Below are 26,866 nucleotides of genomic sequence, written 5' to 3'. Positions count from 1 at the left end.
ATAACAATAAAATATATGTTAGATCTAAAAGTATTACGTTCAGCTCTTGAACAATTAGAAGAAGAGCGCAAAATCCCAAAAGAAAAAATAATCGAAGCTATAGAACAAGCTCTCGCTGCTGCTTACAAGAAAGAATACGGAAAGCGTGGGCAAATTATTCGTTCAAAGTTTGATTTAGAAGATGGAACTACTCAATTTTTCCAAGTAAAAAAAGTTGTTGATGAAACAACTGTCCGTATCGTACCTGAAGAAACTCCAGAAGAAGAGGAAGTTATAGAAGAAGGAGATGAGAGAGTTCGATATAACGAAGAACACCACATCTTCCTAGAAGATGCCCAAAAAATAAAGAAAGGCATAGAGCTCGACGAAGAAATAATATTCCCTCTAGAAACAAAAGATGATTTCGGACGTATCGCAGCTCAAACTGCAAAACAAGTTATCATACAACGTATTCGCGAAGCTGAAAGAAGTTCAATCATGGATGAATACGGCACAAAAGAAGGCGATATCGTTTCTGGAATCGTTCAAAAGATAGAACGTGGAATCGTATATGTGGATTTCAACCGTGCAACTGGAATACTCCCTTTTGAAGAACAAATTCCTGGTGAGCAATATCGTCGCAATGAGCGCATCAGAGCATATCTATATATGGTAGAAGAATCTCCTCGTGGAATTTCTCTAAAACTTTCACGCACTCATCCAAAATTCTTGTCAAAACTATTTGAACTAGAAGCTCCAGAAATAGCAAACGGAATAGTAGAAATAAAATCTATAGCTCGTGAAGCAGGAAGTCGTTCAAAAATCGCAGTATTTTCAAATGATGACCACGTAGATCCAGTTGGCTCATGTGTTGGACAACGCGGTGTTCGTGTAACAACTGTCATGAATGAACTAAATGGTGAGAAAATCGATATTATACCTTGGTCAAAAGATGCAAATACTCTTGTATCAAACTCACTATCACCTGCAAAAGTTCTAGATATTGAAATAAACGAAGACGAACACAAGGCTCTTGTAGAAGTAGCCGATGATCAACTTTCTCTTGCAATTGGTAAGGGTGGACAAAATGTTCGTCTTGCAGCAAAACTTACTGGATGGAAAATTGATATAAAAGGTGTAAAAGGTGAAACTATAGGAAGTTCAGAAGACGAAACCGATGAAGGATACATATCTCTAACAGATCTAGGAGCAAAAGAAACTCCTGAGGTTGCAGTTTCCGAAGACACACAAGAAAAAGAAGAGTTAGCTTAAATTAAAATTTTAACTAAATAAATCTATGGCAAATATAAACCTACCACCATCAAAGTTTATGTATAATTTACAGCACACTATTCCTTCGTTTGCTGATGAAGGAAAAGGTATTGTAAATGGACTTGTAGAAATAAATGCAAATTCAATAAACAAATATGAATTCATAACTGAGAGCGGACAATTGAAGCTCGATAGAGTTGGTTATTCATCACTCGCATATCCAGTAGCTTATGGACTAATCCCTAAGACATGGGATCAGGACAACGACTTGCTCGATTTTGTAATCGCAAATGTTACAGAACCACTTGTACCTGGAACACTAGCGGAGTTACGCGTAATTGGAGTAATGAAATTCGAAGACGGAGGAGAACGCGATGACAAGATAATAACAGTAATTGCCGACGACAAAAGAATGGATCATATAAAGTCTTATACTGATCTTGGAGAACACTGGCAAAAGGAAGTTGAGCATTATTTTGAATTCTATAAACATCTAAAAAAGCCTGGTACATGCAAACCCCTCGGATTCTTCGATAAAGATGAAGCAATAAAAATAATCAAAGAATGCCAAGATAGATACGAAAAAGATTACGCACCAAAATTAGACTAATTAAAAAATAAAAATATGAGTATAAAAGTTACAAAGCTAGAAAAAAGCCAAGTTGAAATAGAAGGTACAATTCCAGAAGAGAAGTTGTTAGGTTACGAAAAAGGCATTGTGGACGAAATGTTAAAAGATTTTGAAATGCCAGGATTCCGAAAAGGCAAGGTTCCGGAAGCAACTTTCCGAAAAGAAATCTCTGATATGACAATCCTAGAAGAAATGGCAGAACGCGCTATTGGCGATGAGTATCCAAAAATATTGGAAGAAAACAAAATAGATGCAATCGGACGCCCTGAGGTAATAATCACAAAGCTTGCTCGTGGCAACGCCCTAGAATTCAAAATTAAAACTGCAGTTCTGCCGGAAATAGCACTCCCGGACTATAAAAAAATTGCGAAAGAAGAGATGTCAAAAAGCGAGAGTGTAGACGTAACAGGAGAGGAGGTAGACAACGCAATACTAGAGCTCAGAAAAATGAAAGCTCATCAAGCACTTCATGAAAATATGAAGGAGGGCGAAGAAGAAAACCATGACCACAATCACGAAGAGCTAAACGATGAAAAAAATCTTCCAGAACTAAATGATGAATTTGCTGCCTCACTTGGAGATTTCAAAACAGTCGCAGAATTGCGCACAAAAATCGAAGAGAATATGGCTCTTGAAAAAGCAAACAAAGCTCATGAGAAAAAACGCATTGCTGTTATGGAGAGAATAATAGACGAAGCAAAGATTGATGTTCCTGAAGTATTTATACAAGCCGAACTTCGAAAAATGATGTCTCGCATGGAGATAGACATAGCAAACATGGGTCTAAAAATAGACGACTATCTAGCTCATGTAAAAAAGACTCGCGAAGATTTGTTGAACGAATGGAGAAAAGATGCAGAACGCAGAGCAATACTAGAACTATCAATAAGTGAAATCGCAAAACTTGAAAACATAAAAGCTGATAAAGAAGAACTGGAGAGAGAAATGAAAAAGCTTCTTGAGAACTACCCGGACGCAGATCCACTTCAAGCAGAATTGTATGTAGACAACGTGCTTAGAAATGAAAAGGTATTTGTGTTTTTTGAGAATCAGAAGTAAAATCCATCCGAAAGAAAAAATCCCCCTCCGGGGATTTTTTCTTTTATACAAAACCTGTATCACGTTCGTGGTTGTGTAAAGTTTGGTTTCTGGAAAACCTTTCTTTTATCCACTACTTTTAAAGGGTGAGGATGAAAAATATTTTTCTAGAAACAAAACTCTGAGTTATCAAATACATTAAAGAAGTTGTGGACAATAAAAAAACCCGCGAAATAAATTCGCGGGCCGAGCTGGCAAAAAGCTCTAACCAAATTAATTTTCACCGGCGTCCACCTCATTGTCTGGTAAAGATGGACCACCAGCATCCACAACATCTCCGAGATTAGTTGTGGTTTCTGAAACCACTTTCCCTCTCTCTTTGATAATCGTGATCACTTCGTAATCTTTAGCCTTAAAACAAGGCTGGAGATCTTTGGCCGCAATCTCCTTTTTGATTTCTTTAACCACAGGTGTGGGCTCTTCTTTTACTACTGCCGGTTTTTCTTTTACCGGAGTTGGTTCTTTAATCACCGGAGGAGTAGGAGGAGTTACCTCTTCCTTTTCCTGGCAATCACAGGCCGATTCGGTTTTTTTTGTAAGGCCGTAGTCAACGATCTCAAACCGAATCTCGCGACCATTCCACCAAATCGGATGGATGATTCGCACCTTTACCCAAACCTGACTACCATAAGCGTCTACAAAGTTGTTATACTTCGTTGCTTCATGTTTGTCAGCCATACGGGCATAACTGGTTTCAGAACCTCCACACAAAACGAACGGTAAAGTCATCTCATCGAATGCTATACCATTAGCGGTTCCCGAAAATGTAGCATTGTCCGCATCAGCACCTGCTGGCTGGTTTTGCATATCGGCCGCTCTAGTCTTTTGACCATCATAGCCGCAAGAAGTTAAAAAGAAAATTGAAAAAATGAAAGAAAAAGTGATAATTGCTATCTTCATATCTTTGGTTTTTTAGTTTAGTTTAAGAACTTTTACTCATGTAGTATAGCACACATACACCCCATTTGTCAAGCCCTCCCGAACACCCCTGTTTTCTGCTATAATGACCTTGTCTTATAGGAATTTCAGTGTATTTATTACTATTTCCTAATACCTATAACCTGACACCTACTCAATATGTTAATCCCAACAGTCTTAGAAAAATCCCAATTTGGCGAACGAGCATATGACATATATTCTCGTCTTTTAAAAGAGCGTATTATATTCCTAAACGACGAGGTGAACGACTATACTGCAAACCTTGTTATTGCTCAGCTTATTTTCCTTGCACACGAAGATCCAAAGAAAGATATTCAGCTATACATCAACTCCCCAGGAGGTTCTGTTACAGCAGGTATGGCAATATACGACACAATGCAGTTCATAAAGCCTGATGTTACTACTATATGTGTCGGTATGGCGGCATCTATGGGGGCAGTCTTGCTTGCAGGTGGCGCAAAAGGCAAGCGCTTTGCTCTACCAAACTCTCGCATGATGATTCACCAAGTGCTCGGTGGAGCTGAGGGTCAAGCAAGTGATGTTGAGATCCGAACTCGTGAACTATTACGTATGAAGAAAATGTTGAACGAACTTCTGTCAAAGCATACTGGTCAGAAACTTGCTAAAGTTGAAGCCGATGCAGACCGAGATTACTTTATGACCTCTGATGAGGCCAAGAAATACGGACTTATAGATGAAGTAATAACAAAAGCAAAAGCATAAAATACAAAACCCCTCGCAACTGCGAGGGGTTTTGTATTGGTATATAAAAATAACTATTTCGTCTTCATGTCAATAGATTCAATGACACAACAAAAAAGGTGTGCTAATATAAAAGCATCGAACTTATAAACAATTACTTTTACTTACTAGATTTTAAACGCTTTTTTGAAGGAAAATCTCTGAAACGAAACAAAATGAACCCAAAAAATACTCAAATTCAAATAAAAATCACTCAAAAAGCGAAATACCCTCGTAAGTAGACAACGATTACATGAATTTACATTTATTAGCATTCCTAGGACTAGCTCTAGTCGTGGGAGTTGCCGTCGGATATTATCTCCGACTAATCATAGCCCTTGGACAAAAGGGCTCAATGGAGCTTGAGATCAAAAAGATCCTGATCTCTGCAAAAGAGGAAGCACAGAGAATAACAGACGAAGCCAAGAAAAAGGCCGAGGAGCGTGACGAAGAACTTAAAAAAGAAGAGAAAAATCGTGAAATAGAATTCAAAGAAACCGAAAAAAGACTAATCAAAAAAGAGGAGCTTCTAGATGCACGCCAAACTGAAATAGATAGAGAGGTTGAAAATATAAAACTAAAAGTTGAAGAGATAAAAAAAATAAAAGAAAAGACAGTTGAACTAGAAGAAGAAAAACACAAAGAACTAGAACGTGTGTCAAAACTAACTCGAGAGGATGCTAAGGTTGAGCTTATGAGCACTATAGAGAAAGATTACGAAGAAGACCTTCTTGTTCGTATGCAAAAATTAGAACAATCTGGTCAAGAAAAGTTAGACTCTAGAGCCAAAGATATATTGTCTACATCTATCCAACGTCTTGCGTCTTCGACTGCAGCCGAGCTTATGGCAACAAACGTAACTATTCCAAACGACGAAATCAAAGGAAAAATTATAGGAAAAGAAGGGCGCAACATCAGAGCGTTTGAACGCGCTGCAGGAGTGGAGCTAATCGTAGACGACACACCTGGAACTATTGTTATATCTAGCTTTGATCCAGTACGTAGACAGATAGCACGCCTTGCACTTGAAAACCTGATTCTTGATGGACGTATCCAGCCAGCAAAGATCGAAGAGATGGTAGACAAAGCAAAAGAAGATATAAATAAAATTATCAAAGAAAAGGGTGAGCAAGCAGTTTACGAATGTGGAATATTCAACTTCGACCCTCGTATAGTAGCTATAATCGGACGTCTATATTTCCGTACAAGTTATGGACAAAACGTACTCCAACACTCTATCGAGATGACCCATATCGCAGGTATGATTGCCGAGGAACTTGGGGCTGATGTACAAATAGCAAAAGCAGGTGCACTTGTTCACGATATAGGTAAAGCACTTGATCATGAGGTGCAAGGTACACACATAGACATTGGTATTCGAATACTTCAAAAATTTGGCGCTGACCCACGCGTAATTACAGCGATGAAATCTCACCATGATGATGTACCTCACGAAACTATTGAAGCTGTGATAGTACAAACAGCTGACTATATATCTGGAGGACGTCCTGGTGCTAGACGCGACAGTGTCGAAAACTACCTTCGTCGTCTTGCAGAACTTGAAGCACTTGTAAACAACTTCGATGGTGTAGAGAAATCATACGCATTGCAGGCTGGACGTGAAATCAGACTATTCGTAACTCCAGAAAAAGTTGGCGATGTAGAAGCAAAGGAGATGGCTCGTGATATCGCAAAGAAAATTGAATCTGAATTGAAATATCCAGGTGAGATTAAGGTGACTTTGATTCGAGAAACGAGAGTTATCGAATACGCGAGATAGGTTTGAAATCAGACTGAACAAAAGAAAAATTCCGCTTTGCGGAATTTTTCTTTGTTTTTTAATCGTTAATTTTTCAAAAAAGTAACACAAAAACCTCTTTGCATTCAATCCCACGAATACTCACAAAACTCGGACTCACTAAAAGTATTAACTCGCCTGCTGTCTCAAACAGAATACTTTTTCCTTACGGAACGTTCGTCCTCGTTTGTTCGTATACTCGTGGAATTGAAGGGCAAAGCCTGGGCTCAAGGATTCTGAATTCCTATATAAATAAATCCACACTTTCTAAAAAGCCTGACGGAGCGCGGCCGGCGCGAGTTGAGCAAAAATCCAGCAGGATTTTATGTGTGCTTTTTAAAAGTGGTGGATAAGAGAAAAATTTTCCGGTAAATAAACTCTAGATTACCGAGTGCGTGGTATAGGTTATAAAAAACAAAAACCCTTGCGGGTTTTATTGTTCTAAATTAGCTTTTTGTTTTGCAATATCACCACCTTTACTTATCCCAAGCATTGTTACTAGGACTCCCATTGTGAACACACCAGAAGCAAAAACCTTATAAGCATTTAAAACGCCTCGAAAACTTTCTGCGCTTTTCCCTAGATCATCCCAGTTTTCTTTTACCACCTCACTATGTTCAAATACCTGTACTCCTACGATGCTTCCCATTACCATGGTCGCTATACCAGTCCATGTTTCAGGGCGTTTCATAACCTCTTTTATTTTTAGAAGAGTACTTGGAGATGCATTTTTTATATTCTCACCAAACTGTTCCATATCCACTGATTCTGTATTCTCTATTGTATTTTGTGTTGGTTCTTTGTCCATAAATTAATTCTTGTCTTCCTCTAAAATATTATTAATCTCGATTGTTGCGTTGCGAACAAGTTCCTCGATATCTTTTATCTCGGACTCTGTTGCAGTACCATTTTTTATCTTCTCGACTATTTCTTTGTATTCCTCGGGTGTGTATTTTGGATTTGTCATATTATGAATTTTAACATAAAAAAACCCCCAAACTTAAAAAGTTCGGGGGCGCGATAGGCCATGGCACATCGCAATTTGTTTTAGGGCTTCCCTTCATATCTTTTCCAAACCCCACATGGTTTAGAATCAAGAATTCGTTCTCATCATTATCGCCCTGACCTAATTATGCCGGTTGTTCTAGTCCACGGGCTTTCTTGCGAAAGCTAGCGGACGCCAACACGGCTGCCGGATCAATATAAGCTCTTTTATTGAGCTAGGAGTAGTATAACATTGTAGCTAGTGTTTGTCAAGTGTCTTTATGTTTTACCTTTCTTGTATATTTGGACTTATCCTTGAATGACTTCTCTTTTACATTTACATTAGCAAATACATTTCTGGACATCTCACGATTGTCTTTTGCTAAATCTTTCTTGATTACAATACGAATATTTTTCTTGTTCTTGCTCATAATTTTTTGTTTTAAAAAATTAAATGAAAAAAGAAGGGATTGCTCCCTTCTTTGAATTAACTTTCCTTCTCATACAATATGCTGACTGTTACAGAAACTTGAAACTCAATAAAATCGAGCCAAGCCTTCACTGTTTCACAGTAGCGCAATGTAGAAGGGAGAAAAGGTTGTTTAGGGAGAATCCATATACACACTACCGCTTCATCGAGCCATCCATACCCACTCATACTTATCTGACCATAAACATCAGAATATATTTTATAGAGTAGATTGGTTTGCTTCTTGCTATAGAAGCCGTCGAGATGATAAGTAAGTGAAACAGGTCGCTCCCGTTTCCCGTCCTTTGTTTCCTTGAACCAAAGGGTTACGGTAAAAGTTTCTCTTTCCATACGTTTACGTTTTTTAGTTTAGTTTTGTGTAACGTTTCTTTTGTCTTTTTTCGTTTTACTTGTGAAACTGACTAAACGTATGGAATATATCTTCGTATCAGGTTATTTCTTCTTTTTAGAAGGCTCATTGTCGTAAACAACATAACCTTGATCATCATAGACCTTTAAGATTTCATCAAATGGGATTATGCTGTCTCCAAACGGCATTTTAGCCAAAATAATATTGTTTGGTTCATTTACCATTTCGAGTTTTCCATAATCACTCACTCGCATTACTCTCATACGGAGCGATACGACAAATACTTTTTTACCGATAGCTGAGTTTAACTTCTGAATATCCATATATAGATTTTTACTCGTGAAACTATTTAAAGAACAAACACGGAGCACTGCAGTGCCTACGCAATGCTCTCTGTTTATACTTCAATATCTCTACAGACCCACGAAACAAACTCATGAGTCTGATAAAGATGAGAAGCGGTTCATTTGACCACTTCTCATTTCCCAGGATGTCGGCCCCCATACCCTTCGTGGAACGGTGATGGGTTATACAGGTTACCCGTCCGACATGTACAACTTATCTCTTATGCCCCATTGGTGTTATCAAAATACGTTTCTCAAAAAATCTTTGTGCTTTGCAAATCCTCTTTTTTTTATCGCCGGTTGTTTGAAAACCGTTTTTCAAAAGTAATTTGTCAGCCTCTTTTTGAAGGTCAATTTTGTCCAATGTGTTTTCCATAAGTTTTTTTAATTTTTTAGATTTAGAACCAGATAACTTTCGGATCATAGCCAACCTCTTTTGCATACTCTTTGATTGAGCTATCAAAAGATTCTCTGCTGTACCACCAACCTGATATATATTCACCGCTTGGATGTTTCTCAAATTGTTCAAATGCTCTAATTGCTTCATCTTCTGTTTCAAAAACAAAAGTGTTTTCGCACATCATTGTAGTTACAGCTACAGGCTTGTAGTCATGTGTCTTCAAAACTTCAAGATCAAAATAATACTTCCTCAAATCTTGTGGAATATTATTTTCTTCCATCCATTTATATTGTTGTTCTATTTTTTCAAAGTGGTCATTTACCTCCTTTGTTATTTTTTCATCGACTGGTCCAAGTAAATCTTCCAATTCTTTTACGTAACTCTTTGTGGATTTCATTTATTTATTTTGTAAGTGAAAAGAACTTTTTACTTTCTACCAAACCGCAATCGAAATTGTAGTCTGGATAAAAAGGACGACCGACAATTGCGATCGTCCATTCTTCATTACTTTGCAGTACCCGCCGGTACTGTAAGTTTTTCCTGTAGAGATTGCGAGCCTCCACTTTAGTTTTTGAGGGAATCCTCGTTTGCAGTCAAGCTGCAAACGAGTACCGCTGCCGAAAAACTTGGATACGCTAAAGTTGTGATTGATTCAGGCCAGAATCAATCCAGCTTTATTGTGAAGATGCATAGCCTTTGCCTGTCTCTGACAGGTTGGGTAAGGTCACCCATATTTTTGCTTTGAAAAAGATCAACTTAATCTATCTTCGAGAAAAGGGTGCCACGGACACATTGGCAATCCCTTTTCCGAAAACTTTAGAGCTACACCAAGGTATGAATTCCGTACGCAATCTCCAGCTTTTTAAGGCCATCGATCACTCCTACACAGCTGTGTGGCTAGAATCCATACACGGGACCCGATTTAAAACATTCTTTGTTCGACAACGAACCTCGGAAGTGTTTTTTGTAGACTCTAGGAAAATCTGTGAAGACTCGCCCTACTCATTTTTGTGGTTCCACCAGATCCGCCTGGTGCGCCTTTTAGATAATGAGCAATCTATTCAACGTGAATCTTTTCCCTAATCGAAGGGAGGTTACCAGAAATGGCAACCACGCAACTTCCGGTAATCTCACCTCGATTGGATTTCTTCATCGAACTTATCTGGAGATAGTGTAACACGACTGAAGTTAAATGTCAATGATTTATACTACTTGTATTCCAGTAAAATCAAGTATATAATGGGTTTTGTTGGATTTAATAATATTTTGTCAAAGATTTCTGTCATTTTATGAAACAATTATCTCAAGAATTTAAATCTTCTCTTCGTAAAGCGGGTTTAGACAGGACACAAGTTGAAGTGTTCTCTAGCTTACTTGGTGCAGGACTTCTGTCTATTCAAGATCTCGCAAAATCAGTCGGTCTTCCTCGTTCAAGTGTCCACCTAGCAACCGAAGAACTTATTGAACGTGGAGTTGTCTTAGTGCACAAGCAAGGCAAACGAAGACTTTTTTATATAGACACCCCAGAAAGGATTAGATCTCTTGTTGAGTTTGATCAAAATATTCTAAATGAAAGAAAAAGTATCTTAGAACAAACACTTCCAGAACTAAATGCTATTTTTGCTACAGAAAAAGGCGAAGAACCTATAGTGGTCGAAGAACTTCATGGAGAAGACGGATTTGTGAAAACTTTTTATTCTTCTCTAGAAGGAAAACATAGCGAAGTGTTACGACTAGGTGGAGATCCGGAGAAATTTACTGTTGCTCGTGACAGATTGGCTGATTACCGTAAATTACGTATGAAAAAAGGTATAAAATCCATGATTTTGATGCCAGATTCTCCTATGACAGACAGTGAAAAATTGGACGCAATCGGCAAAGGACGAGAAGTTCGCTCTCTTCCAAGGGAAATATATAACCCAGAAGTTCAAGCATCTATATTTGGAGATACTGCTTGTTTTACTGTTTGGGATAGTGGACTGCATTCAATAACTATCAAAAACAGTAAGATAGCTTCGCTTCTAAAATCTTTGTATAAAATTGCTTGGGAGCAGGCAAAGTAGCTAAAACCCCAAAATCCCTTTACCTGCTTGCGTAAATTTGAGTGGGAGCTATACTATTTACAAGCGCATAATGATTCCCTCATGGCGGGGATCTTGAGGCGGGTCGTTTATTACCACTTAGTTACCACTAAAACTATATATGAATAAACAAGCATTGGTTGAATGGGTTCATGGAAAAGTTGGCGGCACAAAAGTGCAGGCTGAAGAAATCGTAGACGGATTGATTGACGCAATCATCGGTACTTTGAAAAAAGGAGGTGAAGTTTCAATCGCAGGTCTAGGAATCTTTTCTGTAAAAGATCGTGCAGCTCGTATGGCTCGCAACCCAAAGACAGGTGAGCAAGTAAAAGTTGCTGCTACAAAAGTTCCAAAGTTTCGTGCAGCAAAAGCGTTCAAGGACGCAGTTAAATAATAGATTTTCCCTGCCTGCGCAGGCAGGTCTAGAAAATTTAAATGTATATGTATATATAAGAAAAAACCCGGTCCTATCCCCGGGTTTTTTCTTTTGTATTTATTTTTGTTCTGGAGTACTTGGTGCACTCGACGGAGTATGGTCGCGATGACTTTCGCGCTCTCCCCCATCATATCTTTGCCCACTAGTGTCAGGAGCAGTATTTGGAATAGAGCTTTCGTGAGAACTTTGACTTTCAGTATTTAAAATATTTTCCATATCTAGACTATACTCCAAACAAAAATAAAATCCACCAATAAATTGGTGGATTTTTCTAATAAAAAATATCTTCATATGGAGTAGAAAATACAACAGAATAAAACATCTGTTTATACAACCCTCCCAATTCCAAATGAGCTTCTCGTTCAAATGAACCTCTTCTGATATATTCCAAACTATATGCACTGCTCCAATCTTTGTTTTTCTCAAAAGAAACAAAAGACCAGAAAGATACAAACCTAGAGTTTGCCATTCCAGATAAGTATTTTGACAGTGAGCTCGCAGGCTTGTCTTTGAACTGCTTTGCGTGCCCAAGCTCCTCCAAGAAAAGGTCAGGGTTCCACGTATAGCAATAATATCTATTGACCTTCAAAGAATCTCCATTCCTTTCTAAGAGTTTGGACAAAAATATTCTATTATTTATTGGGTCATAGAAAGCATCTGCGTACTGCATTGGAAAAGACTTCGAGTTCGGACAATATTTTAACTTGGGCGCACCAAGCGATAAATATATTTTCCATATTGTTTGATATGTTGCCGTACTGTTTAGGCTATCAGGCGCAAAATGAAATCTTTCTTCTATATCAATACCTCTCTTTATCAAATCAATATCAAATTCCTCGTACGACATAGACTCGATTTTTTTTATTACATTTTTGATACTATCTCTTACCTTTCCTGTTCCGTAGATAGACAATTCAAGTCTAAATAAAGTGTCTTGATAGAATTGCATGATCTTCCACTCTCTGCTTATATCTTGTTTACCTGCATAATAGTTTACAATCATGTCTGTCTCAGGGTCCCCACTTGTATAATTTGATGCATCTGGAGAAAGTAGACTAAATGTTTCAACGGAAAGATCGTACTCCCCTCTTTCAAATAAAAAACCATACAAGGCAACTAGTATCCAAGCTCCAAAAAAAGACAGGATGAAAAATAAGATTACACGCCACAATATTCTATAAATATTGCGGCGCACCGTACTCCAAAAAAGTAAGCTAGAAAAATAAGATTTATAATCCCAAAAATTTTTAACTCTCATTGAACAAGTGTTTGGTTATTTTTACTCTTATCTAAAGTAAATTGCAAGCAATAGAAAAAGAACCTTCTTAAGGTTCTTTTTCTATTTTTTCATTTGGATTATCTGGTGGATTTGAATATGGCTCTTTGTTTTGTTCTCCGGGAATAATTTTTTGTTCATCTTCATCTGGTGAGCCTTCTGGATCATTTTGTCCTCCTTCTTTTTTCTTTGTTTTATCTTCTTTGCTTTTCTCGATTCTTTTTTTTATATCATCGAGTATTTTATTTTGTTCTTCTATTGGAGACTTTCTAATACTACCAATAACAAATCTTTCTCTCCCTTTTTCACCCTCTGGTGGATTCATATTTTCCATATCTAGATTATATACCTAAATAATTATTCTGTTACAGTCTATTTGTTTGATAACAAAGAATAAAAACGGCATTACGCCGTTTTTATTCTTTGTCGGGGTGCCGGGAATCGAACCCGGCCCTCTTGTTCCCAAAACAAGTATACTACCGATATACTACACCCCGATGTTTTGCCTGAGCGCTCAGTATAGCCGAGATATCCTTAATTTTCAAGTTTGTTTGTATTGGATAAGGGAATCGGTCACAGATATTTTATTACAAAAAATTCTGCGACCCCGACTCGGCGACAAGCACTCGCTTCGCTCGTCTTGTATACCGTCTCCGTCTTTCGATTCCCTTACCGCAGTAAAACACAAAGACCCGAACGCTTTCGCGTCCGAGCCGTGTGTTTTATGTGCGGGATAAGGGAATCGAACCCTTGATTTCAGTTTGGAAAACTGAAGTTATACCATTTAACTAATCCCGCTTCTGTTAAAGCTGTAGCGGACAAGCCCGCTTTTCTACAGCACTTAAATACTATGCGATATTAACACCAAAATCATTTTTTTGCAAAAATAAAACCCCGGTAACCCAGGGTTTAAAATTTTAGGCAAATGCCTCTTCATTCGCACGCTCAAACAATCTTTCAACCCACTCAGTGTATTTACCGAGTATGTAAAAAGTTAACAGAGCCAATACAAGTTCAATCGCAATTTTCTCTGTAGGAGAAAGGCTATCGGGCTTGTATTTTAGGTTTACCTCGGTACGAATTTTAGTCGCTTCGAGAGAAAGTGGATTCAAATCCTTGCGATGGATTACCGCATTTACCGCTTTTGAGAAATGAAAGCTGTGACTGAAGTTCCGCATATTTGGACCTTCAACAGCTTCTTCAATTCCCATAGCTAGGGCCTTGAATTCTTTGTCTTTTTGTTCATCACCCATTTTTTTCATTTGGATGATTTTCGATCTTAGAAATTTTTCCATTTCCAAGAAGTGGGCTGAGGTTTTACTCATAATCAGATCGCTGTTTTTTTGTGTGTTATTAAATTGGTTTAAAGAACAAAGTAAATATTACACCTTTTATTTTTTTTGACAACACTTAAATTGCGTGGAGTTTTATAAAAATAATTTTCTATTTTTAAATTAAACAATATTTTCAATAACTCTAAATTTAGCCCTCTTCCCCACTTCATCCAAAAGGACACACACTAGATCGAGTTGCCAGTCTTTGTCCTTTATACCCCTCTCTTGGATATAAACCTCTATTGTCCTATATATTTTCTTTAATTTCATTGGATGCATATTTTCTTCAGGCCTAATGGTTGCATAAAAAGAGACTGATTTAACCTCTATAAAGTGAATCACGCCGTATTTTTCGGCTATTATGTCTATTTCACCAAGTCTTCGTGTGTAATTACGCTCCACAATATAATAACCATGTTTCATGAGAAACCTACAGGCCAAATCCTCTCCCAATTCACCTTTCTTTTGAGATTTTGAAGTAAATACTTTAGGCATGTTTCATGTGTAACAGTATTTTTATTGTTACACAGAGATTATAAAAACAAAAGTATGTAAATACACCTACATATAAACGTTGCACATGAAACAAAAACAAGATTAGCTATTTATAAATTTCGTTGTTACACATGAAACCAAATTATGTGCAATTGGAAAAATAAAACACAAATTGGTGTGCTTACATACAAAAGGATGATATTTCTTGTTTCATGTGTAACAAAAAAGGTTAATTTAATATATAAACAGCCTATATGTTTCACGTGAAACATATAGGCTGTTTATAAGACACAAAAAAGCATTATTGCAGTCAATCTAGATAAAAACCCTTATAAATTAAGCTAAAATAGCGATATACGCCCATTTCCTTTATACCAACAACCTGTCCTTTATGAACTATGTACACACACTTATCCACATTTTGTTGAAAAATAAGGGTTTTTTGTGTGTAAAAGACAGGGTGTAAAGGACATTGGTTTCTATTTGGTCATTAGTGGTCACAAATATTTTCTTCGCCGTCGCGCAGAAAATTTCGCGCCCCTGGCTCGATACTTCAAGTTGCTACTTGAAGTATCTCTGCGCCTTGTACATGAATCGTCGGACAATAGTCCTCCTCGCATGTGCACCCAGAGGGATTCGAACCCCCAACAACGGTTCCGAAGACCGGTATGATATCCATTTCACTATGGGTGCAGTAAGGTCAGTATAAGCTTTATATAACAAATTGCAAAATAAGCTTTTGCTGTTATAATCTCTTTTATATCAATAACCGCTGCGGGATTGGTTTAGTGGTAGAACACGTCCTTGCCAAGGATGAGACAGGAGTTCGATTCTCCTATCCCGCACAAAATACAATAGGTTAATAAACTTATGTTTACTAACTAAAAAGCTCAAATGAGCCCTGAAAAGACAATAAAAAATGAAAGTATTCCAAGCGAAATTTTGGAAGTAATGAATACCTTAGAAAAAGCAGGTTTTGAGGCTTTTCTTGTTGGTGGGTGTGTACGTGATCTATTGTTAAATCGTAAACCAAAAGATTGGGACATAACCACAAATGCAGTACCCGAAGAAATAATTCCTTTATATGAAAAAACTGTATACGAAAATAATTTCGGTACTGTTGCGATTATTCTAGAAAATACAGAAGATAAGACACTTAAGCAAATTGAAATAACACCATACCGCACTGAAGGTAAGTATTCAGACAAAAGACATCCAGATACTGTGTCCTTTAGCAAAAATATAAACGACGACCTATCCAGAAGGGATTTCACGGTCAACGCACTGGCCTACAACCCATCTAAAAGCCAATTAATTGACCTTTTTGAGGGTATAAAGGACATAAAGGTCAAAACTATACGCACCGTTGGTAATTCTTCAGACAGGTTCTCTGAGGACGCTCTACGCATGATTAGAGCAATTCGTTTTTCTTGTGAACTTGGATTTGCGATCGAAAGCGATACGTTACAAGCCATTGTTGAAACTGCCCAAAGTATTTCAGAAATATCTGCAGAAAGAACCCGTGATGAATTTATAAAAATAATCATGTCACCAGAACCAATTGTTGGAATAGCAATGCTTCAAAAAACTGGCATGCTCAAATATATAATTCCAGAAATTGAACAGGGGATTGGTTGTGAGCAAGGAGGTGCACACAAGTTCGACGTATACGAACACTTACTACAGGCTCTCCAGCATTCAGCTGACAAAGGATGGCCACTTGAGATCAGACTCTCTGCGCTCTTTCACGATATCGGAAAGCCAAAGACTCGAAGAAAGGGGATCAAGAAAGCTTATACCTTCTATGGACACGAAGTCGTCGGTGCTCGTATGGCACGCGTGATAATGGAGCGGATGAGGTTTCCGAAAGATACAATCGAGCTTGTAACGAGTCTTGTGCGATATCACATGTTCTTCTCTGACACAGAACAGATTACACTTTCTGCTGTACGAAGAGTTGTGCGCAATGTAGGTGTAGAAAATATCTGGACTCTTATGAATGTGCGCGAGTGCGATCGTGTTGGTATGGCAAAAGTTGAGGCTCCTTATCGATTGCGTAAATATCATGCGATGATCGAGCAAGTACTTCGTGATCCGATATCTGTATCGCAACTTGTAGTGGATGGAAATATTCTAATGAAAGAACTTGGTGTAAAAGCAGGACCTCGCATGGGTTGGATTCTAAATTCACTTCTCGAAGAAGTGCTCGATGAACCAGAAAAAAATACACGTGAATACTTGGACAAGAGAGTAGGGGAGCTAAACGAGTTGTCAGATGAAGAATTGAAAAAACTCGGAGAGAAAGCAAAACAAACAAAAGATGAGGCAGAAGAAAAGGAGCTTGGGGAAATACACAAAAAACATAATGTAAAAAAGTAAAAAAAGCGCTCCGGTGGGGCGCTTTTGAGTGGGTAGAACTTTTATATTTTTATAAAAGAAAAAACTTTTCCTTCAATCAAAACATAGTAAGTTCCGGATGAAAGATTCACAACATCGAAAACTTTTCTATTTTCAATTTCATTTGCCATCAAATATATTTCCTCTGATAAAGAAAATACTCTAACAACTTTTCCAACACCGTTTTCTATTGAAAGGAAATCTGTTGCTGGGTTTGGAAAAATCTTTATCTCGTTTTCTGAAATATCTTCGATACCAACTTCATAACAAGAGGGAAGAGATATTATTCCGGGTGAATAAATATCTGCTCCATAGGTGAACGCACCGCCTGCATAAAATAGTTCGTCGCTTTCAACTACGGCATATCCATTTCCATCAAGTCCGCGGTCAGTCTGAACAATCTCTTTTGTAGATCGATCAAACATCGCCAGGTTCTCTGCATCGCAATTTCCAAAATTTGTAAAATTACCAACAACAGTTACAAAGCAGTCGCTCGCAGAAATGTCGAGAATATTTCCATCACTTGAAAACAACGAGTCCATATCTCCGTCCTTGAATTCAGAAAATATTCCGTACTCAAGTGGGGGAGCGAAGTTAGTCGAGGAAACATAAATCCTATCTTCGACAGGTTCCCAAGAAACGAAATGCTCATCTTCTGGAAAAACATAAACGACATTCCAAAGAGAATCGTCTAGTTGGAAAATCTTTTGAATCCCATCATCTAGTCCAACGCAAAACATTTTGTTTTGAAAAATTGTCAGACCGATCACAGATTCAGATTCTGGATTTGGGAATGACTCCCAAGTGTTCGTCGCAGGAACAAAAGAGTGAACAAAAGGAGGGGACAAGGTATCGTCTATATAGACACTAGAGCCGAAGACATAAAGGGTGTCGTCCTCGGAAAATATTTTGGCCCAGCCATCACTCTTGGCGACCACCTCCGTTTCACACAACTGATCTACTGACAGTATCCAGTTTGATTCTGTATAAACGTAGAACACACCCTCTATTACACCACCAGAAGAAATCTCTCCGAGGGAGTCGGGAATATCACATTCCATCCACTCTTCTGAGGAAATATCTCCAAAAACAATCTCGTCTTCTGCCCCACAGTACCGTCCGATAAAAATCGTTTCATTTTGTAAATCCAAAGATGAAACATAACAACCAGCTTCCTGATCTGGAAGATAGGTGTCTTCCCATACAGGAACAAAGTTCTGTGCAAAAATAAATTTAGGAAATATAAAAAATAAAAATATAAGTATTTTTTTCATTTCAAATAGCTTTTTTAAAATTATCTCACAAAATAAAATCTATCAAAGAAAAACCTCGACCATATGATCGAGGTTTGTAGATTTAAGCGTATTTATTGTCGCTCTTTGGTGAAGTTTTTTCCCAAGCTTCATGGAAGCCGAGAACAAGTACTACCAATATAGACCCTACTGCAAAAAGGTATTCTCCTGTTTTTGCTGCAATAACGAATCCAGATACTGCAATGCTAAGTGCTGCAATAATTTTCATAATTTAATTTTGGTTTAAAGTTAGAAAAAAGATTTAATTTTGGTGAGATAGGTAAAGCATATATTCGTAACCCATCTGGCATATATGACGAATCAAGTGTTATTTTGTGACAAAAGTCTTAAAAAGCCTGTAAAATAAAGGAAACCCGACTCATATGAGTCGGGTTAAGATCTTTTTTTAAAAAATTTATTTCTAGACAAGACCGCATCTCCAGATGGATAAAGGAATTGATGTTCGTAATAAATACTTTTGATATTATTTGGTAAAACAATATATCCTAAATACTCATTTACTGGTATGCATTCAATTGGAAGTACTTCAATAGAAGCAAGAGCCAAAGCAGTGTCTCTATCTGGAATTAATGACTTACGTATTGCAAGTAGATCTGACTTAGAAAATGTCCTACCGTAGCATTTCCTATTAAATGCATCGCTTGCATATACACTATCACTCATAACCTGGTCAATATCATAAAGTGGTTTTGCTTTGAGGCCAAGTTTGTCCATCCAATAGGGCTCCACGAAACGAATCCCGTCACTTTTTCTGCCTCGAGTATAAAATCCAGGATGAGGATTCTTTGGGTCATTTGGATACCAACAGGCTACAAAAGTATGTGGGAGTATACGCTCATCAATAATATCTGGATACTTTCTTTTAAGGGAATCGTTGAGCCATTTACCTGCAGCAGCTTGGATGGGAGTAAGTTCTAGATTGTAGAAACCAACATATTCAATTCCTATAAAAAATCTGGATACACCAGTATCACCCGCATAATAAGAATCTCCTGCATGATCAGCTTCTCGCCAATCATCACATATCAACTCAATCCTACCCGCACGGTTGATTAAGTAATTTGTAAGCGGTGGGCCATAGTTTGGACATTGAACCCAAGTTCTTGTTCCGGGCCAATCTCCTTGGGTGTCATGATTTATGATTCCAATAGTTTTTTCACGAGGAACGGCATCTTTGTTGAAACGACTAAGTTCATCGTGAATTACAAAGTCTTGCGCATAAAGTGGTAGTAATAAAACTACACACATTACACAAAAAATAATTTTTTTCATATATGTAGTTTTAAAAGTTCTAACTGTAGTGTATCAACTAATTTTATAAAAAGAAAAGACCCGTTATCGGGTCTTTGTTCAAGATTTTATTGTTTCCAACTTTTGTGCTGGTTTTTTTAAATGTAAATAAACTAGCATCATAGATGTACTTATAAAAATAAGCGGGAATATCAGGAACGACAAAACCAAACTCATATTTGCATCTTCTGCGAATAGAGTAATGTTTTGTGCCTGCGGATTGATTTTGTTAACCAAAAAACCCACAGAGTTTAATACAACAAGCCAAAGAAAAAACGAGCTTGTTGTCAAAAAAGCCAACCTTTTGTAGTCATTTTTAGTCGACACAGACTTCGCCTCTGTTTCTTTTTTATAGAGAGAAAGCTTTGTGTGTATAAACCATACAGAACACAGTACCGAAGATATGAGTAAAATCGGCATTGATTCTATGGGTGAAAAAAATAAAGCTACAAATATTAAGCAAATAGCTGTCTGCCACAAAGGCAGTGTGAAAATGAAAAAATTTCTTCTCATATCTATTTTGTTTTGATGAACTTATTTATTTACTTGTTTTTTATAATATAAATATATAAAAATGTCAAGCTATTCAATGGAATCCCACATAAATTGGAATAGTGTCAGAAATGTATCTGCAATATCTGAGTTTTCAATAAGTGTTGTAACCATCGAGTCTTTGTTTTTAACAGAAGTGATACTAACCTTACCTTTGTAGATCAAGATATATGCCGGTAAAACAAACTTATCTTTTGGAATAATTTTGCGAGTTATGTTGCGCTCTAAATCATGCGAATATACAACATTAGACATATGCTCTAGTTTTGGAGTGAGCACATACGAACGAATCCCAGCCTTGGACTGCTTTTTTAGTTGCTCGCTTACGAGCGCGCGAAGTTCAGAGTTCTCATGATCATATAGGGAGCGGAATACAAAAACTTCTTTTGCATTTTTTAAAATATCAGCATATGTTTCGTTGAGTCCATCGAAACCTTCAAAGAATTTTACATGCGGACGAGAGTGAAGGGTATTGAAGTCACTTACAAGGTGCTCGATGACTTTTCCGTAAGCTAAGCTTGCTTCATCTGCGAGAAGTTTCTTTTCTTCGGCAACTTTTTTGATACTCTCTGGATGCTTTGCGCGCCATAGTGCTACCTTGCCGACATGTTCCACTTTTTCACACAAGCCGAGAATAGTGAGTTGATCTAGTACATAGTAAGTAAGCTCGCGGCCCACACCAGCATTTTTAGAAATATTGCGTACAGGTAAAAGAGGAGAAGCGAGTAGTACTTCATATATGAGAGCCTGCTCTCGGGTGAGTCCTATGCGAATTAGTTCATTTGTATAGTTCATATTGTAAAATTCTATTTACAATTTAATCCTATTAAAATACGTGTATTTTGTCAATAAGTAAAGGGCTATATACTAGTGAGCAAAAATAGTAAAAAATCTATTACATTTTTTATTTCGAGTCTGTATAGTCAAGGTAGATTCATTTCATTTAAAACTAAATAATTATGGCGACTACAAAAAACGAAATCAGAGAATGGTTCTTAAGAGGAATCGAACAAGGAGCAACTCACCTCGTGGTTGTTTGTGACACATTTGACCATGATGACTATCCTGTATTTGTAGAAAGTAACGAAAATGTTAAGGAAGTGGAAAGTGAATACAATGGCAAAAACATGCAAAAAGTCATGGAAGTCTACAACCTGTCCAAGGATATGGAAAGTCAATTAAATGAATTTAGAGCATTCAACTATTAAAAAACAGATTATGATAGAAAACAGACAAACATTTATTGAAAGATTGAAAAGACATAGTGCGAGTAGCTTCGATGTCGACATGATTATGCTTGCATATGATGTATCCAAAGAAGCTCACAGAACTCATACTCGTGATAGCGGTGAAAGATATTTTGAGCACCCTAGAGCCCTGGTGATTATCGCTCTTGATGAACTTGGTTGGTATGACAGAGATGTAATATGCGCATTGTTCTTGCACGACGCAGGAGAAGATTCTCCAATATTTGGCAACAGAACCGCAGGTTGGGATAGTTTTGTAAGCACTGCAACATATCGTATCAGTAGAATGTTTAACGAAAATGTCGCAGAAATAGTGATCGCACTTACAAAACCGGAAGTTGATGGTATTAGATTTTTCGTTAAAAAAGAAACAGGGGAGTACTATCTGTCGAATATTATGAAAGAAGAAAAAGTGCTTCGTTGTAAAGCCATAGATAGACTTCATAACCTTAGGACAAGCGGATCAGATACTTTAGCGGTTATCAAAAAAAGTAAGAGAACTTTGGAAGAAACAAAAGAAGTATATTTACCACTTTTCAGAAAAATTAATGGAGTAGATGGTGTTAAGGAAAAACTTTTACATAAAATTACTACTGAATGTAAGCGTCTAGAAATTGAAACAGTAGGAGATTCAGAAAAAAGATTACAACAAGAGGATGACCAGAAGTGGAAAGAAATTGGAGAATTGTGTGATTGGTAATAGTAAAACCCGCAAATATTTGCGGGTTTATTTTTATATTATTTTATTTAATCCTTCTTGGAATTCTTCGAAGGTCAGATCTTCAAAGCGAACAGAATATGCCCAATCTATAGCTTCCTCTGGCCAAGAGAGCATGATCTCAAGGGATTCGTATGGATCGTAGAATATTTTTCTAGCTCCACTTGTGAGAAATATTTCTCCATTGATAGAAGAACTTTCTAAAACCTCAAGGAACTTAACCTGCTCTGTGTGAATAAAATTAAAAGGTGTTATGGGTTTTTCATGTTGATTGTTGAATTCATCGACCAACCCCATAGTTGCCCAGAGCCAATACTCCGGACCTCTTCCAATAGAAGCAATGTCTGCGTCTTGAACAATACACACACCCAAGTCTCCAGATTTCCCATGAACAGAGAATCTGGTAGAGAGTATAAAGTCACGAATCCTTTGTTGAGCAAGAATAGGTGATACTCCACAAATCTTCAAATCCTTTTTTGATAGAGAAGACATCATTGCAATAGCAGCACGTTCTTCATCTTCTGGATTGTGAATCCCTCTATGATCAGCGTCATGAAAGAGTAGAGCTAAGGCAATAGTATTTATGTCATATCTATTGCAACCACATGCTTCTGCGATCATAATCCCACTCTCAGTCACACCGAGCTCATGACCAAATCCATGATATGGGTTTTGCACGGCAACTTTCTGAGCCTTTAGAATAATCTCAGCTGAGATATCTGTTTTTTCAATAATGAATTTGATTTTCTCTTCGTTTGCGCGAATACGAAAATACTTTGGTTCTTTTGTCTGCATATTTTACAATTCTTTCTTGAAATTAACATGGTATTTACAATATTGCAAAATTTAAACCCCTGAACTAGTCAGGGGTTTTTATTTCACACTGTGGCTCGAGATCTTTCCTGAATCACAACCTCAAGAGGCTCTAACCAGGAAACATCTTTTTCGATCAAGTTTTTTACAACCTCTTTTGTATGACCAAAAAGTCCGGCGAGCGGGAATGCATAAAATTGCATTCGTAGATATTCCGCTTTGTCTGAAACCTTTGTGGGGTATTCATACAGAGCTTCAATCTGCTCAGCGAGAGCGATGTCTTGCATTTGCTCGGACATTTTAAGCCATTCTTTTCTGACTTGTTTAATATGTTCGGTCATTGCAGTACCTGCATATTCCAGGTAGAGATCGTCGATCTCATCTTGTTCTAGGTATGAAAGCTTGTTCATCACCCTTGGGTGATAAACGTGTTTCCCGAGGGTGTTTTTGAACTTATCTCGCCCATCACTTTTTGGTGCTGGAACAGAACCATTGCGATTCTCGGCTCGCTTCTGCTGCTGTTCAAAAAAATCGGTTAGCGTGCGGTACACTTCTTTACCAGAAGCACCATACATTAACCAGTCCCAATCAAACAAAACATTTTTGTCCCATGAATGCATATGTATAATTTTTTTGTGAAATGAACTTGTGAATATATACAATATCACATTTTAAGCTAAATGTCAAATAAAACTAGTCTTTTACTTCGAGTAAAATAGGGCAGTGATCAGAACCTATTTGTTCGTCTAATATTTTTGCTGAAATTATTTTTGAAACAAGTTTTTTAGAAGCAAAGAAATAATCTATGCGCCAACCAATATTTCTAGCTCGAGCAGCCGCAAAGTGACTCCACCATGTGTAATGACCAGAATCTTTTTTAAAAATACGAAAAGTATCTATGAAATCCGCTTTGATTATTTTATCTATTCCTTCTCTCTCTTCTGATGTAAAACCTTTTTTACCAACATTCTCTTTCGGTCGAGCAAGGTCGAGGGGAGTGTGAGCAACATTTAAATCCCCGCAAAATATAACAGGCTTATTTTTCTCTAGTTCTTTTATGAAAGCTAGAAATGCCGGATCCCATTTTTTGTATCGGAGAGGAATACGCGATAGGTCATCTTTTGAATTTGGTGTATACACAGTAACTACAAAAAACTTTTTAAATTCAGCAGCAATTACACGACCTTCAGAATTTGGATCTCCGTATAAATCATCTTTTAACCCAAACTTTTTTGCTATTTTATCTGGAATACCATTAATTATTTTTATTGGTTTTATCTTTGTGAAAATTGCTGTACCACTATAACCTGGACGTTCGGCTGAATTCCAATACTCTTCATATTCTGGCAGATCAACTTCTGATTGGTGCTCTTGTGCTTTTGTTTCTTGTAGGCAGATAATATCTGGCTTGTATTTTTCTATAAACGGAACAAACAATCCTTTTTTGTGAACTGCTCTGATACCATTTACATTCCAACTTATAATTTTCATAAAATGATTATATCAGGAAAAACAAAACTCACGTTTTTGGTATATATTGACAAAAAAGTAACTCAGGAATAATATAGCTCTTAGCCTGTTCTGTAAACTAAATTGTTGTGCGCAAGGTATCAGCTTGATATGGGTTTCGCTGCCTTATAAGCTGAGTAGCTAGTTTCGTTCGCTCCCGAAGCAAACGTGCTGGTCAAGATGACCTTGCAACATATAAATCGAAAGATCTATATGCCACAACAATATGGGTCGGAATCTTCGGAATCCGGCCCTTTTTTATTCAAAAATGTAAAAAATAAACATAAGCGATAGTAGCTCAGTTGGTAGAGTGGCGGTCTCCAAAACCGAGGGTCGTGGGTTCGAGTCCCACCTTTCGCGCGAAACCCAAGAACTTTGTTCTTGGGTTTTATTTTTTACGAAACAAGGTGACTATATACGCAAGATTTTCTTTGTCTTTTATATAATCAATTTTCTGATGCTCTAGAGTAGCATTGTCGCCAAATAATTTTATCAATTCGTCTAGTGTAAAAAAATGATATAAAACACCTTCGTTTTCAAAGTCTCCATTTAAATCTTTTTTAGGATTCCATGTTAAATACTGCTCTGTTTCTTTTGATAATAAAACTAGTAAAAAATAACCTCCACTTTTTAAAACTCTTAAAGATTCTTGCATATAGGTTAGCCAGTCACTTCTATCCAAATGCTGAAGTAATCCAAAATCTACAACACCATCAAAACTATTGTCTGCAAAAGGTACATCTAAAACATCTCCTTCTATAAATCTGATTTTGTCAGATATTTTATTTATTTTTATTTCTTCGTTATTTTTATCAACTATTTCTTTTACATATTCAAGACCAATAACCCTAAATCCTAGATTTACTAATTCAAAAGGGAATCTCCCGCGACCGCTTCCTAAATCAAGAATCATCGCATTTGGTGGTAAGTAGGGTGTTAGATCCTTACCTTTTAAATCATATGGGGTGTGAGTCCAGATATCGCTACCAGTTCGATACGCACGCTCGAAATATTCTTTTTGTGTTTTATAGTCCATTATCTTATATCATACAACATCCAACTTATTTCTTTGAATGAAACTTTTTGTGTACATCTCGAAGTTGTTTGTCTGTTACGTGTGTATATATTTGAGTTGTAGCAATATTTGCATGCCCAAGCATCATCTGCACAGAGCGAATATCAGCGCCGTTTGAGAGTAGGTCTGTTGCAAAAGAGTGACGTATTACGTGCGGAGTAACTTTCTTGGAAATACCGGCCTTTATTGCATAGTGTTTTACAATTCTTTCAATTGACCTTTGTGTTAAACGTCCACCACCCTGACCTTTATTGCGAGCGTGCTGAACGAACATTGGCTCATCTGTATCAACGCGCTTTTTTAAATAAGCACGTATTGCAGATTTTGCAGTATCGGACAGAAAAACCACACGAACCTTTTCACCTTTACCTCGAATTGAAAATTCATCTTTAGATAAATCTAAATCTCGATTCAAAGAACATAACTCTGACAAGCGAAGACCTGTCGAGAAAAAAAGTTCCAATATCGCACGATCTCTAAGAGAACCGATTTCTTCTGTGTCTGGAGCTTTCAAGAGTCTGTTTAGCTCATCTACACTTATAAGATCTAGATGTCTTTCCTTGATCTTTGCGAGCTCTATTGCATCGGGGGATATTGCACTAATTCCGCGCTTCATCAGGTATTTTAGAAATCTTCGAAGCGCTATTAAGTAATAGTTTTGAGTGTTTTTCTTCATTGTAGAGCTAGACTGCCCACGAACATGCATACCTGGCTGCCTATTTAGATATAGTCTGTATTCACGAATTGAATCATCTGTGATGTTTTTTATATTGTCAGATTTTATAAACTCAAAAAACCGAGACAAGTATCTATCGTAATTTGAAACAGTATTAAGACTTGCTCCACGTTCAATTTCCATATATTCCAAAAATTGACGTTTTAGATTTTCGACTTCAGACATGTTCAAATTATAGCATTTTTGACTTTTAGAGACTTTTCGTATTTAATAGAGAAAATTGTTTGTTATGAAAAAAATATTTGTTTTTATTTTGGACTGGTTATTTATAATTATTCAATTCACCATACGTGCTTTGAAAGGAATACTCATATTGTCCTTGTTTTTTTATCCTATATACCTCCTGCTAAATTATTTTGGATGGATTTCCGGTATAAGCTTGTCTCTTTTTACGGTTTTAGTTTCTGCGCTAATAATGATTCGTAGGAATAACTCATGGAGAGATATTGGACTTGCCCTGTTGTTCATAGGACAAATGATCTTTATGGATTCCAGTGTGTATGAGGACAAAGAACCAGCCTAAAATGGCCAAAAGCCCCCGATATCCTCGGGGGCTTGCAATTTATAGA

General features: G+C 37.2%; 34 protein-coding genes and 5 tRNA genes. 13 read left to right on the top strand and 26 right to left on the bottom strand.

What is annotated here, in order from left to right; genetic code table 11:
• The first annotated feature begins 15 nt into the window (after positions 1–15).
• The 3 genes from nusA to IPJ63_01700 are packed head-to-tail and all read left to right on the top strand — an operon-like array spanning position 16 to position 2,941.
• Complete coding sequence (gene nusA, locus IPJ63_01710) at positions 16–1,251, top strand: transcription termination/antitermination protein NusA (GenBank protein QQR76956.1); 1,236 nt, start codon at positions 16–18, stop codon at positions 1,249–1,251.
• Between the two features lie 25 nt (positions 1,252–1,276).
• On the top strand, positions 1,277–1,861 hold the full coding sequence (locus IPJ63_01705) for an inorganic diphosphatase (GenBank protein ID QQR76955.1): 585 nt from the start codon (positions 1,277–1,279) through the stop codon (positions 1,859–1,861).
• 15 nt (positions 1,862–1,876) lie between these two features.
• Positions 1,877–2,941 carry a hypothetical protein gene (locus IPJ63_01700; protein QQR76954.1) on the top strand — a complete coding sequence of 355 codons (1,065 nt, stop codon included), beginning with the start codon at positions 1,877–1,879 and terminating at the stop codon, positions 2,939–2,941.
• 252 nt (positions 2,942–3,193) lie between these two features.
• Here IPJ63_01700 and IPJ63_01695 read toward each other — a convergent pair whose 3' ends face one another.
• On the bottom strand, positions 3,194–3,787 hold the full coding sequence (locus IPJ63_01695) for a hypothetical protein (protein QQR76953.1): 594 nt from the start codon (positions 3,785–3,787) through the stop codon (positions 3,194–3,196).
• Positions 3,788–4,057: 270 nt separating this feature from the next.
• Between IPJ63_01695 and clpP the strand changes: the two genes are divergently transcribed.
• Entirely contained in the window at positions 4,058–4,642 is a 585-nt protein-coding gene (gene clpP / locus IPJ63_01690) for an ATP-dependent Clp endopeptidase proteolytic subunit ClpP (GenBank protein QQR76952.1), read from the top strand.
• Between the two features lie 271 nt (positions 4,643–4,913).
• Positions 4,914–6,440 carry a ribonuclease Y gene (gene rny / locus IPJ63_01685; GenBank protein QQR76951.1) on the top strand — a complete coding sequence of 509 codons (1,527 nt, stop codon included), beginning with the start codon at positions 4,914–4,916 and terminating at the stop codon, positions 6,438–6,440.
• Positions 6,441–6,891: 451 nt separating this feature from the next.
• Here rny and IPJ63_01680 read toward each other — a convergent pair whose 3' ends face one another.
• The 7 genes from IPJ63_01680 to IPJ63_01650 all read right to left on the bottom strand — a co-directional run bounded on the left by IPJ63_01680 (position 6,892) and on the right by IPJ63_01650 (position 9,422).
• A complete protein-coding gene (locus IPJ63_01680; GenBank protein ID QQR76950.1) occupies positions 6,892–7,266 on the bottom strand; it encodes a hypothetical protein in 375 nt (124 codons plus the stop codon).
• A 3-nt stretch (positions 7,267–7,269) separates the two neighbouring features.
• Positions 7,270–7,425 carry a hypothetical protein gene (locus IPJ63_01675; protein QQR76949.1) on the bottom strand — a complete coding sequence of 52 codons (156 nt, stop codon included), beginning with the start codon at positions 7,423–7,425 and terminating at the stop codon, positions 7,270–7,272.
• A gap of 286 nt (positions 7,426–7,711) precedes the next feature.
• Entirely contained in the window at positions 7,712–7,873 is a 162-nt protein-coding gene (locus IPJ63_01670; protein ID QQR76948.1) for a hypothetical protein, read from the bottom strand.
• 56 nt (positions 7,874–7,929) lie between these two features.
• Positions 7,930–8,262 (bottom strand): hypothetical protein, encoded by a 333-nt coding sequence (locus tag IPJ63_01665; protein ID QQR76947.1) that lies wholly within the window; start codon positions 8,260–8,262, stop codon positions 7,930–7,932.
• A 102-nt stretch (positions 8,263–8,364) separates the two neighbouring features.
• On the bottom strand, positions 8,365–8,604 hold the full coding sequence (locus IPJ63_01660; protein QQR76946.1) for a hypothetical protein: 240 nt from the start codon (positions 8,602–8,604) through the stop codon (positions 8,365–8,367).
• 235 nt (positions 8,605–8,839) lie between these two features.
• Positions 8,840–9,001 carry a hypothetical protein gene (locus IPJ63_01655; GenBank protein QQR76945.1) on the bottom strand — a complete coding sequence of 54 codons (162 nt, stop codon included), beginning with the start codon at positions 8,999–9,001 and terminating at the stop codon, positions 8,840–8,842.
• A 22-nt stretch (positions 9,002–9,023) separates the two neighbouring features.
• A complete protein-coding gene (locus IPJ63_01650) occupies positions 9,024–9,422 on the bottom strand; it encodes a hypothetical protein (GenBank protein QQR76944.1) in 399 nt (132 codons plus the stop codon).
• Positions 9,423–10,314: 892 nt separating this feature from the next.
• Here IPJ63_01650 and IPJ63_01645 point away from each other — a divergent pair.
• Both IPJ63_01645 and IPJ63_01640 read left to right on the top strand, forming a co-directional pair.
• On the top strand, positions 10,315–11,088 hold the full coding sequence (locus tag IPJ63_01645) for a winged helix-turn-helix transcriptional regulator (protein ID QQR76943.1): 774 nt from the start codon (positions 10,315–10,317) through the stop codon (positions 11,086–11,088).
• A 139-nt stretch (positions 11,089–11,227) separates the two neighbouring features.
• Positions 11,228–11,500 carry an HU family DNA-binding protein gene (locus IPJ63_01640; protein ID QQR76942.1) on the top strand — a complete coding sequence of 91 codons (273 nt, stop codon included), beginning with the start codon at positions 11,228–11,230 and terminating at the stop codon, positions 11,498–11,500.
• A gap of 99 nt (positions 11,501–11,599) precedes the next feature.
• Here IPJ63_01640 and IPJ63_01635 read toward each other — a convergent pair whose 3' ends face one another.
• The 8 genes from IPJ63_01635 to IPJ63_01600 form a co-directional block, all read right to left on the bottom strand.
• On the bottom strand, positions 11,600–11,758 hold the full coding sequence (locus IPJ63_01635) for a hypothetical protein (GenBank protein ID QQR76941.1): 159 nt from the start codon (positions 11,756–11,758) through the stop codon (positions 11,600–11,602).
• A 55-nt stretch (positions 11,759–11,813) separates the two neighbouring features.
• Positions 11,814–12,800: a hypothetical protein gene (locus IPJ63_01630; GenBank protein QQR76940.1), complete on the bottom strand. Its 987-nt coding sequence runs from the start codon at positions 12,798–12,800 to the stop codon at positions 11,814–11,816.
• 67 nt (positions 12,801–12,867) lie between these two features.
• Complete coding sequence (locus tag IPJ63_01625; GenBank protein QQR76939.1) at positions 12,868–13,152, bottom strand: hypothetical protein; 285 nt, start codon at positions 13,150–13,152, stop codon at positions 12,868–12,870.
• A 92-nt stretch (positions 13,153–13,244) separates the two neighbouring features.
• Positions 13,245–13,315, bottom strand: a tRNA-Pro gene (locus IPJ63_01620).
• Positions 13,316–13,545: 230 nt separating this feature from the next.
• A tRNA-Gly gene (locus IPJ63_01615) sits at positions 13,546–13,616 on the bottom strand.
• Positions 13,617–13,735: 119 nt separating this feature from the next.
• Entirely contained in the window at positions 13,736–14,143 is a 408-nt protein-coding gene (locus IPJ63_01610; protein ID QQR76938.1) for a hypothetical protein, read from the bottom strand.
• Positions 14,144–14,272: 129 nt separating this feature from the next.
• On the bottom strand, positions 14,273–14,647 hold the full coding sequence (locus tag IPJ63_01605; GenBank protein ID QQR76937.1) for a YraN family protein: 375 nt from the start codon (positions 14,645–14,647) through the stop codon (positions 14,273–14,275).
• Positions 14,648–15,268: 621 nt separating this feature from the next.
• Positions 15,269–15,340: transfer RNA gene (locus tag IPJ63_01600), tRNA-Arg, on the bottom strand.
• A gap of 81 nt (positions 15,341–15,421) precedes the next feature.
• On the opposite strand from IPJ63_01600, the gene IPJ63_01595 reads away from it, so the two are divergent.
• Positions 15,422–15,492, top strand: a tRNA-Gly gene (locus tag IPJ63_01595).
• Between the two features lie 49 nt (positions 15,493–15,541).
• Complete coding sequence (locus tag IPJ63_01590; GenBank protein ID QQR76936.1) at positions 15,542–17,026, top strand: CCA tRNA nucleotidyltransferase; 1,485 nt, start codon at positions 15,542–15,544, stop codon at positions 17,024–17,026.
• Positions 17,027–17,067: 41 nt separating this feature from the next.
• On the opposite strand, the gene IPJ63_01585 is transcribed toward IPJ63_01590, so the two are convergent.
• The 5 genes from IPJ63_01585 to IPJ63_01565 all read right to left on the bottom strand — a co-directional run bounded on the left by IPJ63_01585 (position 17,068) and on the right by IPJ63_01565 (position 20,994).
• On the bottom strand, positions 17,068–18,318 hold the full coding sequence (locus IPJ63_01585) for a T9SS type A sorting domain-containing protein (protein ID QQR76935.1): 1,251 nt from the start codon (positions 18,316–18,318) through the stop codon (positions 17,068–17,070).
• 82 nt (positions 18,319–18,400) lie between these two features.
• Positions 18,401–18,565, bottom strand: a complete 165-nt coding sequence (locus IPJ63_01580; GenBank protein QQR76934.1) for a hypothetical protein — start codon at positions 18,563–18,565, stop codon at positions 18,401–18,403.
• A gap of 164 nt (positions 18,566–18,729) precedes the next feature.
• On the bottom strand, positions 18,730–19,629 hold the full coding sequence (locus IPJ63_01575; protein QQR76933.1) for an N-acetylmuramoyl-L-alanine amidase: 900 nt from the start codon (positions 19,627–19,629) through the stop codon (positions 18,730–18,732).
• Positions 19,630–19,707: 78 nt separating this feature from the next.
• Complete coding sequence (locus IPJ63_01570) at positions 19,708–20,160, bottom strand: hypothetical protein (protein QQR76932.1); 453 nt, start codon at positions 20,158–20,160, stop codon at positions 19,708–19,710.
• A 69-nt stretch (positions 20,161–20,229) separates the two neighbouring features.
• Complete coding sequence (locus tag IPJ63_01565) at positions 20,230–20,994, bottom strand: hypothetical protein (GenBank protein QQR76931.1); 765 nt, start codon at positions 20,992–20,994, stop codon at positions 20,230–20,232.
• Positions 20,995–21,158: 164 nt separating this feature from the next.
• On the opposite strand from IPJ63_01565, the gene IPJ63_01560 reads away from it, so the two are divergent.
• Positions 21,159–21,407, top strand: coding sequence for a hypothetical protein (locus tag IPJ63_01560; GenBank protein QQR76930.1), 249 nt, complete (start codon positions 21,159–21,161; stop codon positions 21,405–21,407).
• 10 nt (positions 21,408–21,417) lie between these two features.
• Positions 21,418–22,146: an HD domain-containing protein gene (locus IPJ63_01555; GenBank protein QQR76929.1), complete on the top strand. Its 729-nt coding sequence runs from the start codon at positions 21,418–21,420 to the stop codon at positions 22,144–22,146.
• Between the two features lie 33 nt (positions 22,147–22,179).
• On the opposite strand, the gene IPJ63_01550 is transcribed toward IPJ63_01555, so the two are convergent.
• The 3 genes from IPJ63_01550 to xth form a co-directional block, all read right to left on the bottom strand.
• Positions 22,180–22,959: an HD domain-containing protein gene (locus IPJ63_01550; GenBank protein QQR76928.1), complete on the bottom strand. Its 780-nt coding sequence runs from the start codon at positions 22,957–22,959 to the stop codon at positions 22,180–22,182.
• 83 nt (positions 22,960–23,042) lie between these two features.
• Positions 23,043–23,597 carry a hypothetical protein gene (locus IPJ63_01545; GenBank protein QQR76927.1) on the bottom strand — a complete coding sequence of 185 codons (555 nt, stop codon included), beginning with the start codon at positions 23,595–23,597 and terminating at the stop codon, positions 23,043–23,045.
• Between the two features lie 73 nt (positions 23,598–23,670).
• Positions 23,671–24,468, bottom strand: a complete 798-nt coding sequence (gene xth, locus IPJ63_01540) for an exodeoxyribonuclease III (GenBank protein QQR76926.1) — start codon at positions 24,466–24,468, stop codon at positions 23,671–23,673.
• 305 nt (positions 24,469–24,773) lie between these two features.
• Here xth and IPJ63_01535 point away from each other — a divergent pair.
• Positions 24,774–24,846: transfer RNA gene (locus IPJ63_01535), tRNA-Trp, on the top strand.
• 28 nt (positions 24,847–24,874) lie between these two features.
• On the opposite strand, the gene IPJ63_01530 is transcribed toward IPJ63_01535, so the two are convergent.
• Positions 24,875–25,522: a class I SAM-dependent methyltransferase gene (locus IPJ63_01530; GenBank protein ID QQR76925.1), complete on the bottom strand. Its 648-nt coding sequence runs from the start codon at positions 25,520–25,522 to the stop codon at positions 24,875–24,877.
• A 25-nt stretch (positions 25,523–25,547) separates the two neighbouring features.
• On the bottom strand, positions 25,548–26,267 hold the full coding sequence (locus IPJ63_01525; GenBank protein QQR77014.1) for a tyrosine-type recombinase/integrase: 720 nt from the start codon (positions 26,265–26,267) through the stop codon (positions 25,548–25,550).
• 259 nt (positions 26,268–26,526) lie between these two features.
• Between IPJ63_01525 and IPJ63_01520 the strand changes: the two genes are divergently transcribed.
• The gene (locus tag IPJ63_01520; GenBank protein QQR76924.1) at positions 26,527–26,820 is read left to right on the top strand and encodes a hypothetical protein; all 294 of its coding nucleotides are present in this window, start codon (positions 26,527–26,529) and stop codon (positions 26,818–26,820) included.
• The last annotated feature ends 46 nt before the right edge of the window (positions 26,821–26,866 follow it).

The organism is Candidatus Nomurabacteria bacterium (genome assembly GCA_016699365.1).
GTDB lineage: Bacteria > Patescibacteriota > Minisyncoccia > Phycocordibacterales > UBA9973 > CAZLWF01.
The sequence above is the reverse complement of the archived record's forward strand: the minus strand, read 5'-3'. Positions and strand labels throughout refer to the sequence as shown.

Bases quoted from the DNA above. Each gene is read 5' to 3' on its own strand.
- IPJ63_01590 (QQR76936.1), top strand. From the start codon at position 15,542: ATGAGCCCTGAAAAGACAATAAAAAATGAAAGTATTCCAAGCGAAATT.
- IPJ63_01635 (QQR76941.1), bottom strand. From the start codon at position 11,758: ATGGAAAATATTTTAAATACTGAAAGTCAAAGTTCTCACGAAAGCTCT.
- IPJ63_01655 (QQR76945.1), bottom strand. From the start codon at position 9,001: ATGGAAAACACATTGGACAAAATTGACCTTCAAAAAGAGGCTGACAAA.
- IPJ63_01695 (QQR76953.1), bottom strand. From the start codon at position 3,787: ATGCAAAACCAGCCAGCAGGTGCTGATGCGGACAATGCTACATTTTCG.
- IPJ63_01525 (QQR77014.1), bottom strand. From the start codon at position 26,267: ATGCATGTTCGTGGGCAGTCTAGCTCTACAATGAAGAAAAACACTCAA.
- IPJ63_01625 (QQR76939.1), bottom strand. From the start codon at position 13,152: ATGGAAAATATGAATCCACCAGAGGGTGAAAAAGGGAGAGAAAGATTT.
- nusA (QQR76956.1), top strand. From the start codon at position 16: ATGTTAGATCTAAAAGTATTACGTTCAGCTCTTGAACAATTAGAAGAA.
- IPJ63_01670 (QQR76948.1), bottom strand. From the start codon at position 7,873: ATGAGCAAGAACAAGAAAAATATTCGTATTGTAATCAAGAAAGATTTA.
- IPJ63_01640 (QQR76942.1), top strand. From the start codon at position 11,228: ATGAATAAACAAGCATTGGTTGAATGGGTTCATGGAAAAGTTGGCGGC.
- IPJ63_01585 (QQR76935.1), bottom strand. From the start codon at position 18,318: ATGAAAAAAATACTTATATTTTTATTTTTTATATTTCCTAAATTTATT.
- IPJ63_01580 (QQR76934.1), bottom strand. From the start codon at position 18,565: ATGAAAATTATTGCAGCACTTAGCATTGCAGTATCTGGATTCGTTATT.
- IPJ63_01565 (QQR76931.1), bottom strand. From the start codon at position 20,994: ATGAACTATACAAATGAACTAATTCGCATAGGACTCACCCGAGAGCAG.
- IPJ63_01545 (QQR76927.1), bottom strand. From the start codon at position 23,597: ATGCATTCATGGGACAAAAATGTTTTGTTTGATTGGGACTGGTTAATG.
- IPJ63_01680 (QQR76950.1), bottom strand. From the start codon at position 7,266: ATGGACAAAGAACCAACACAAAATACAATAGAGAATACAGAATCAGTG.
- IPJ63_01530 (QQR76925.1), bottom strand. From the start codon at position 25,522: ATGGACTATAAAACACAAAAAGAATATTTCGAGCGTGCGTATCGAACT.
- xth (QQR76926.1), bottom strand. From the start codon at position 24,468: ATGAAAATTATAAGTTGGAATGTAAATGGTATCAGAGCAGTTCACAAA.
- IPJ63_01700 (QQR76954.1), top strand. From the start codon at position 1,877: ATGAGTATAAAAGTTACAAAGCTAGAAAAAAGCCAAGTTGAAATAGAA.
- IPJ63_01645 (QQR76943.1), top strand. From the start codon at position 10,315: ATGAAACAATTATCTCAAGAATTTAAATCTTCTCTTCGTAAAGCGGGT.
- IPJ63_01705 (QQR76955.1), top strand. From the start codon at position 1,277: ATGGCAAATATAAACCTACCACCATCAAAGTTTATGTATAATTTACAG.
- IPJ63_01605 (QQR76937.1), bottom strand. From the start codon at position 14,647: ATGCCTAAAGTATTTACTTCAAAATCTCAAAAGAAAGGTGAATTGGGA.
- IPJ63_01675 (QQR76949.1), bottom strand. From the start codon at position 7,425: ATGACAAATCCAAAATACACACCCGAGGAATACAAAGAAATAGTCGAG.
- IPJ63_01660 (QQR76946.1), bottom strand. From the start codon at position 8,604: ATGGATATTCAGAAGTTAAACTCAGCTATCGGTAAAAAAGTATTTGTC.
- clpP (QQR76952.1), top strand. From the start codon at position 4,058: ATGTTAATCCCAACAGTCTTAGAAAAATCCCAATTTGGCGAACGAGCA.
- IPJ63_01570 (QQR76932.1), bottom strand. From the start codon at position 20,160: ATGAGAAGAAATTTTTTCATTTTCACACTGCCTTTGTGGCAGACAGCT.
- IPJ63_01555 (QQR76929.1), top strand. From the start codon at position 21,418: ATGATAGAAAACAGACAAACATTTATTGAAAGATTGAAAAGACATAGT.
- rny (QQR76951.1), top strand. From the start codon at position 4,914: ATGAATTTACATTTATTAGCATTCCTAGGACTAGCTCTAGTCGTGGGA.
- IPJ63_01665 (QQR76947.1), bottom strand. From the start codon at position 8,262: ATGGAAAGAGAAACTTTTACCGTAACCCTTTGGTTCAAGGAAACAAAG.
- IPJ63_01550 (QQR76928.1), bottom strand. From the start codon at position 22,959: ATGCAGACAAAAGAACCAAAGTATTTTCGTATTCGCGCAAACGAAGAG.
- IPJ63_01630 (QQR76940.1), bottom strand. From the start codon at position 12,800: ATGAGAGTTAAAAATTTTTGGGATTATAAATCTTATTTTTCTAGCTTA.
- IPJ63_01610 (QQR76938.1), bottom strand. From the start codon at position 14,143: ATGAGTAAAACCTCAGCCCACTTCTTGGAAATGGAAAAATTTCTAAGA.
- IPJ63_01650 (QQR76944.1), bottom strand. From the start codon at position 9,422: ATGAAATCCACAAAGAGTTACGTAAAAGAATTGGAAGATTTACTTGGA.
- IPJ63_01575 (QQR76933.1), bottom strand. From the start codon at position 19,629: ATGAAAAAAATTATTTTTTGTGTAATGTGTGTAGTTTTATTACTACCA.
- IPJ63_01560 (QQR76930.1), top strand. From the start codon at position 21,159: ATGGCGACTACAAAAAACGAAATCAGAGAATGGTTCTTAAGAGGAATC.
- IPJ63_01520 (QQR76924.1), top strand. From the start codon at position 26,527: ATGAAAAAAATATTTGTTTTTATTTTGGACTGGTTATTTATAATTATT.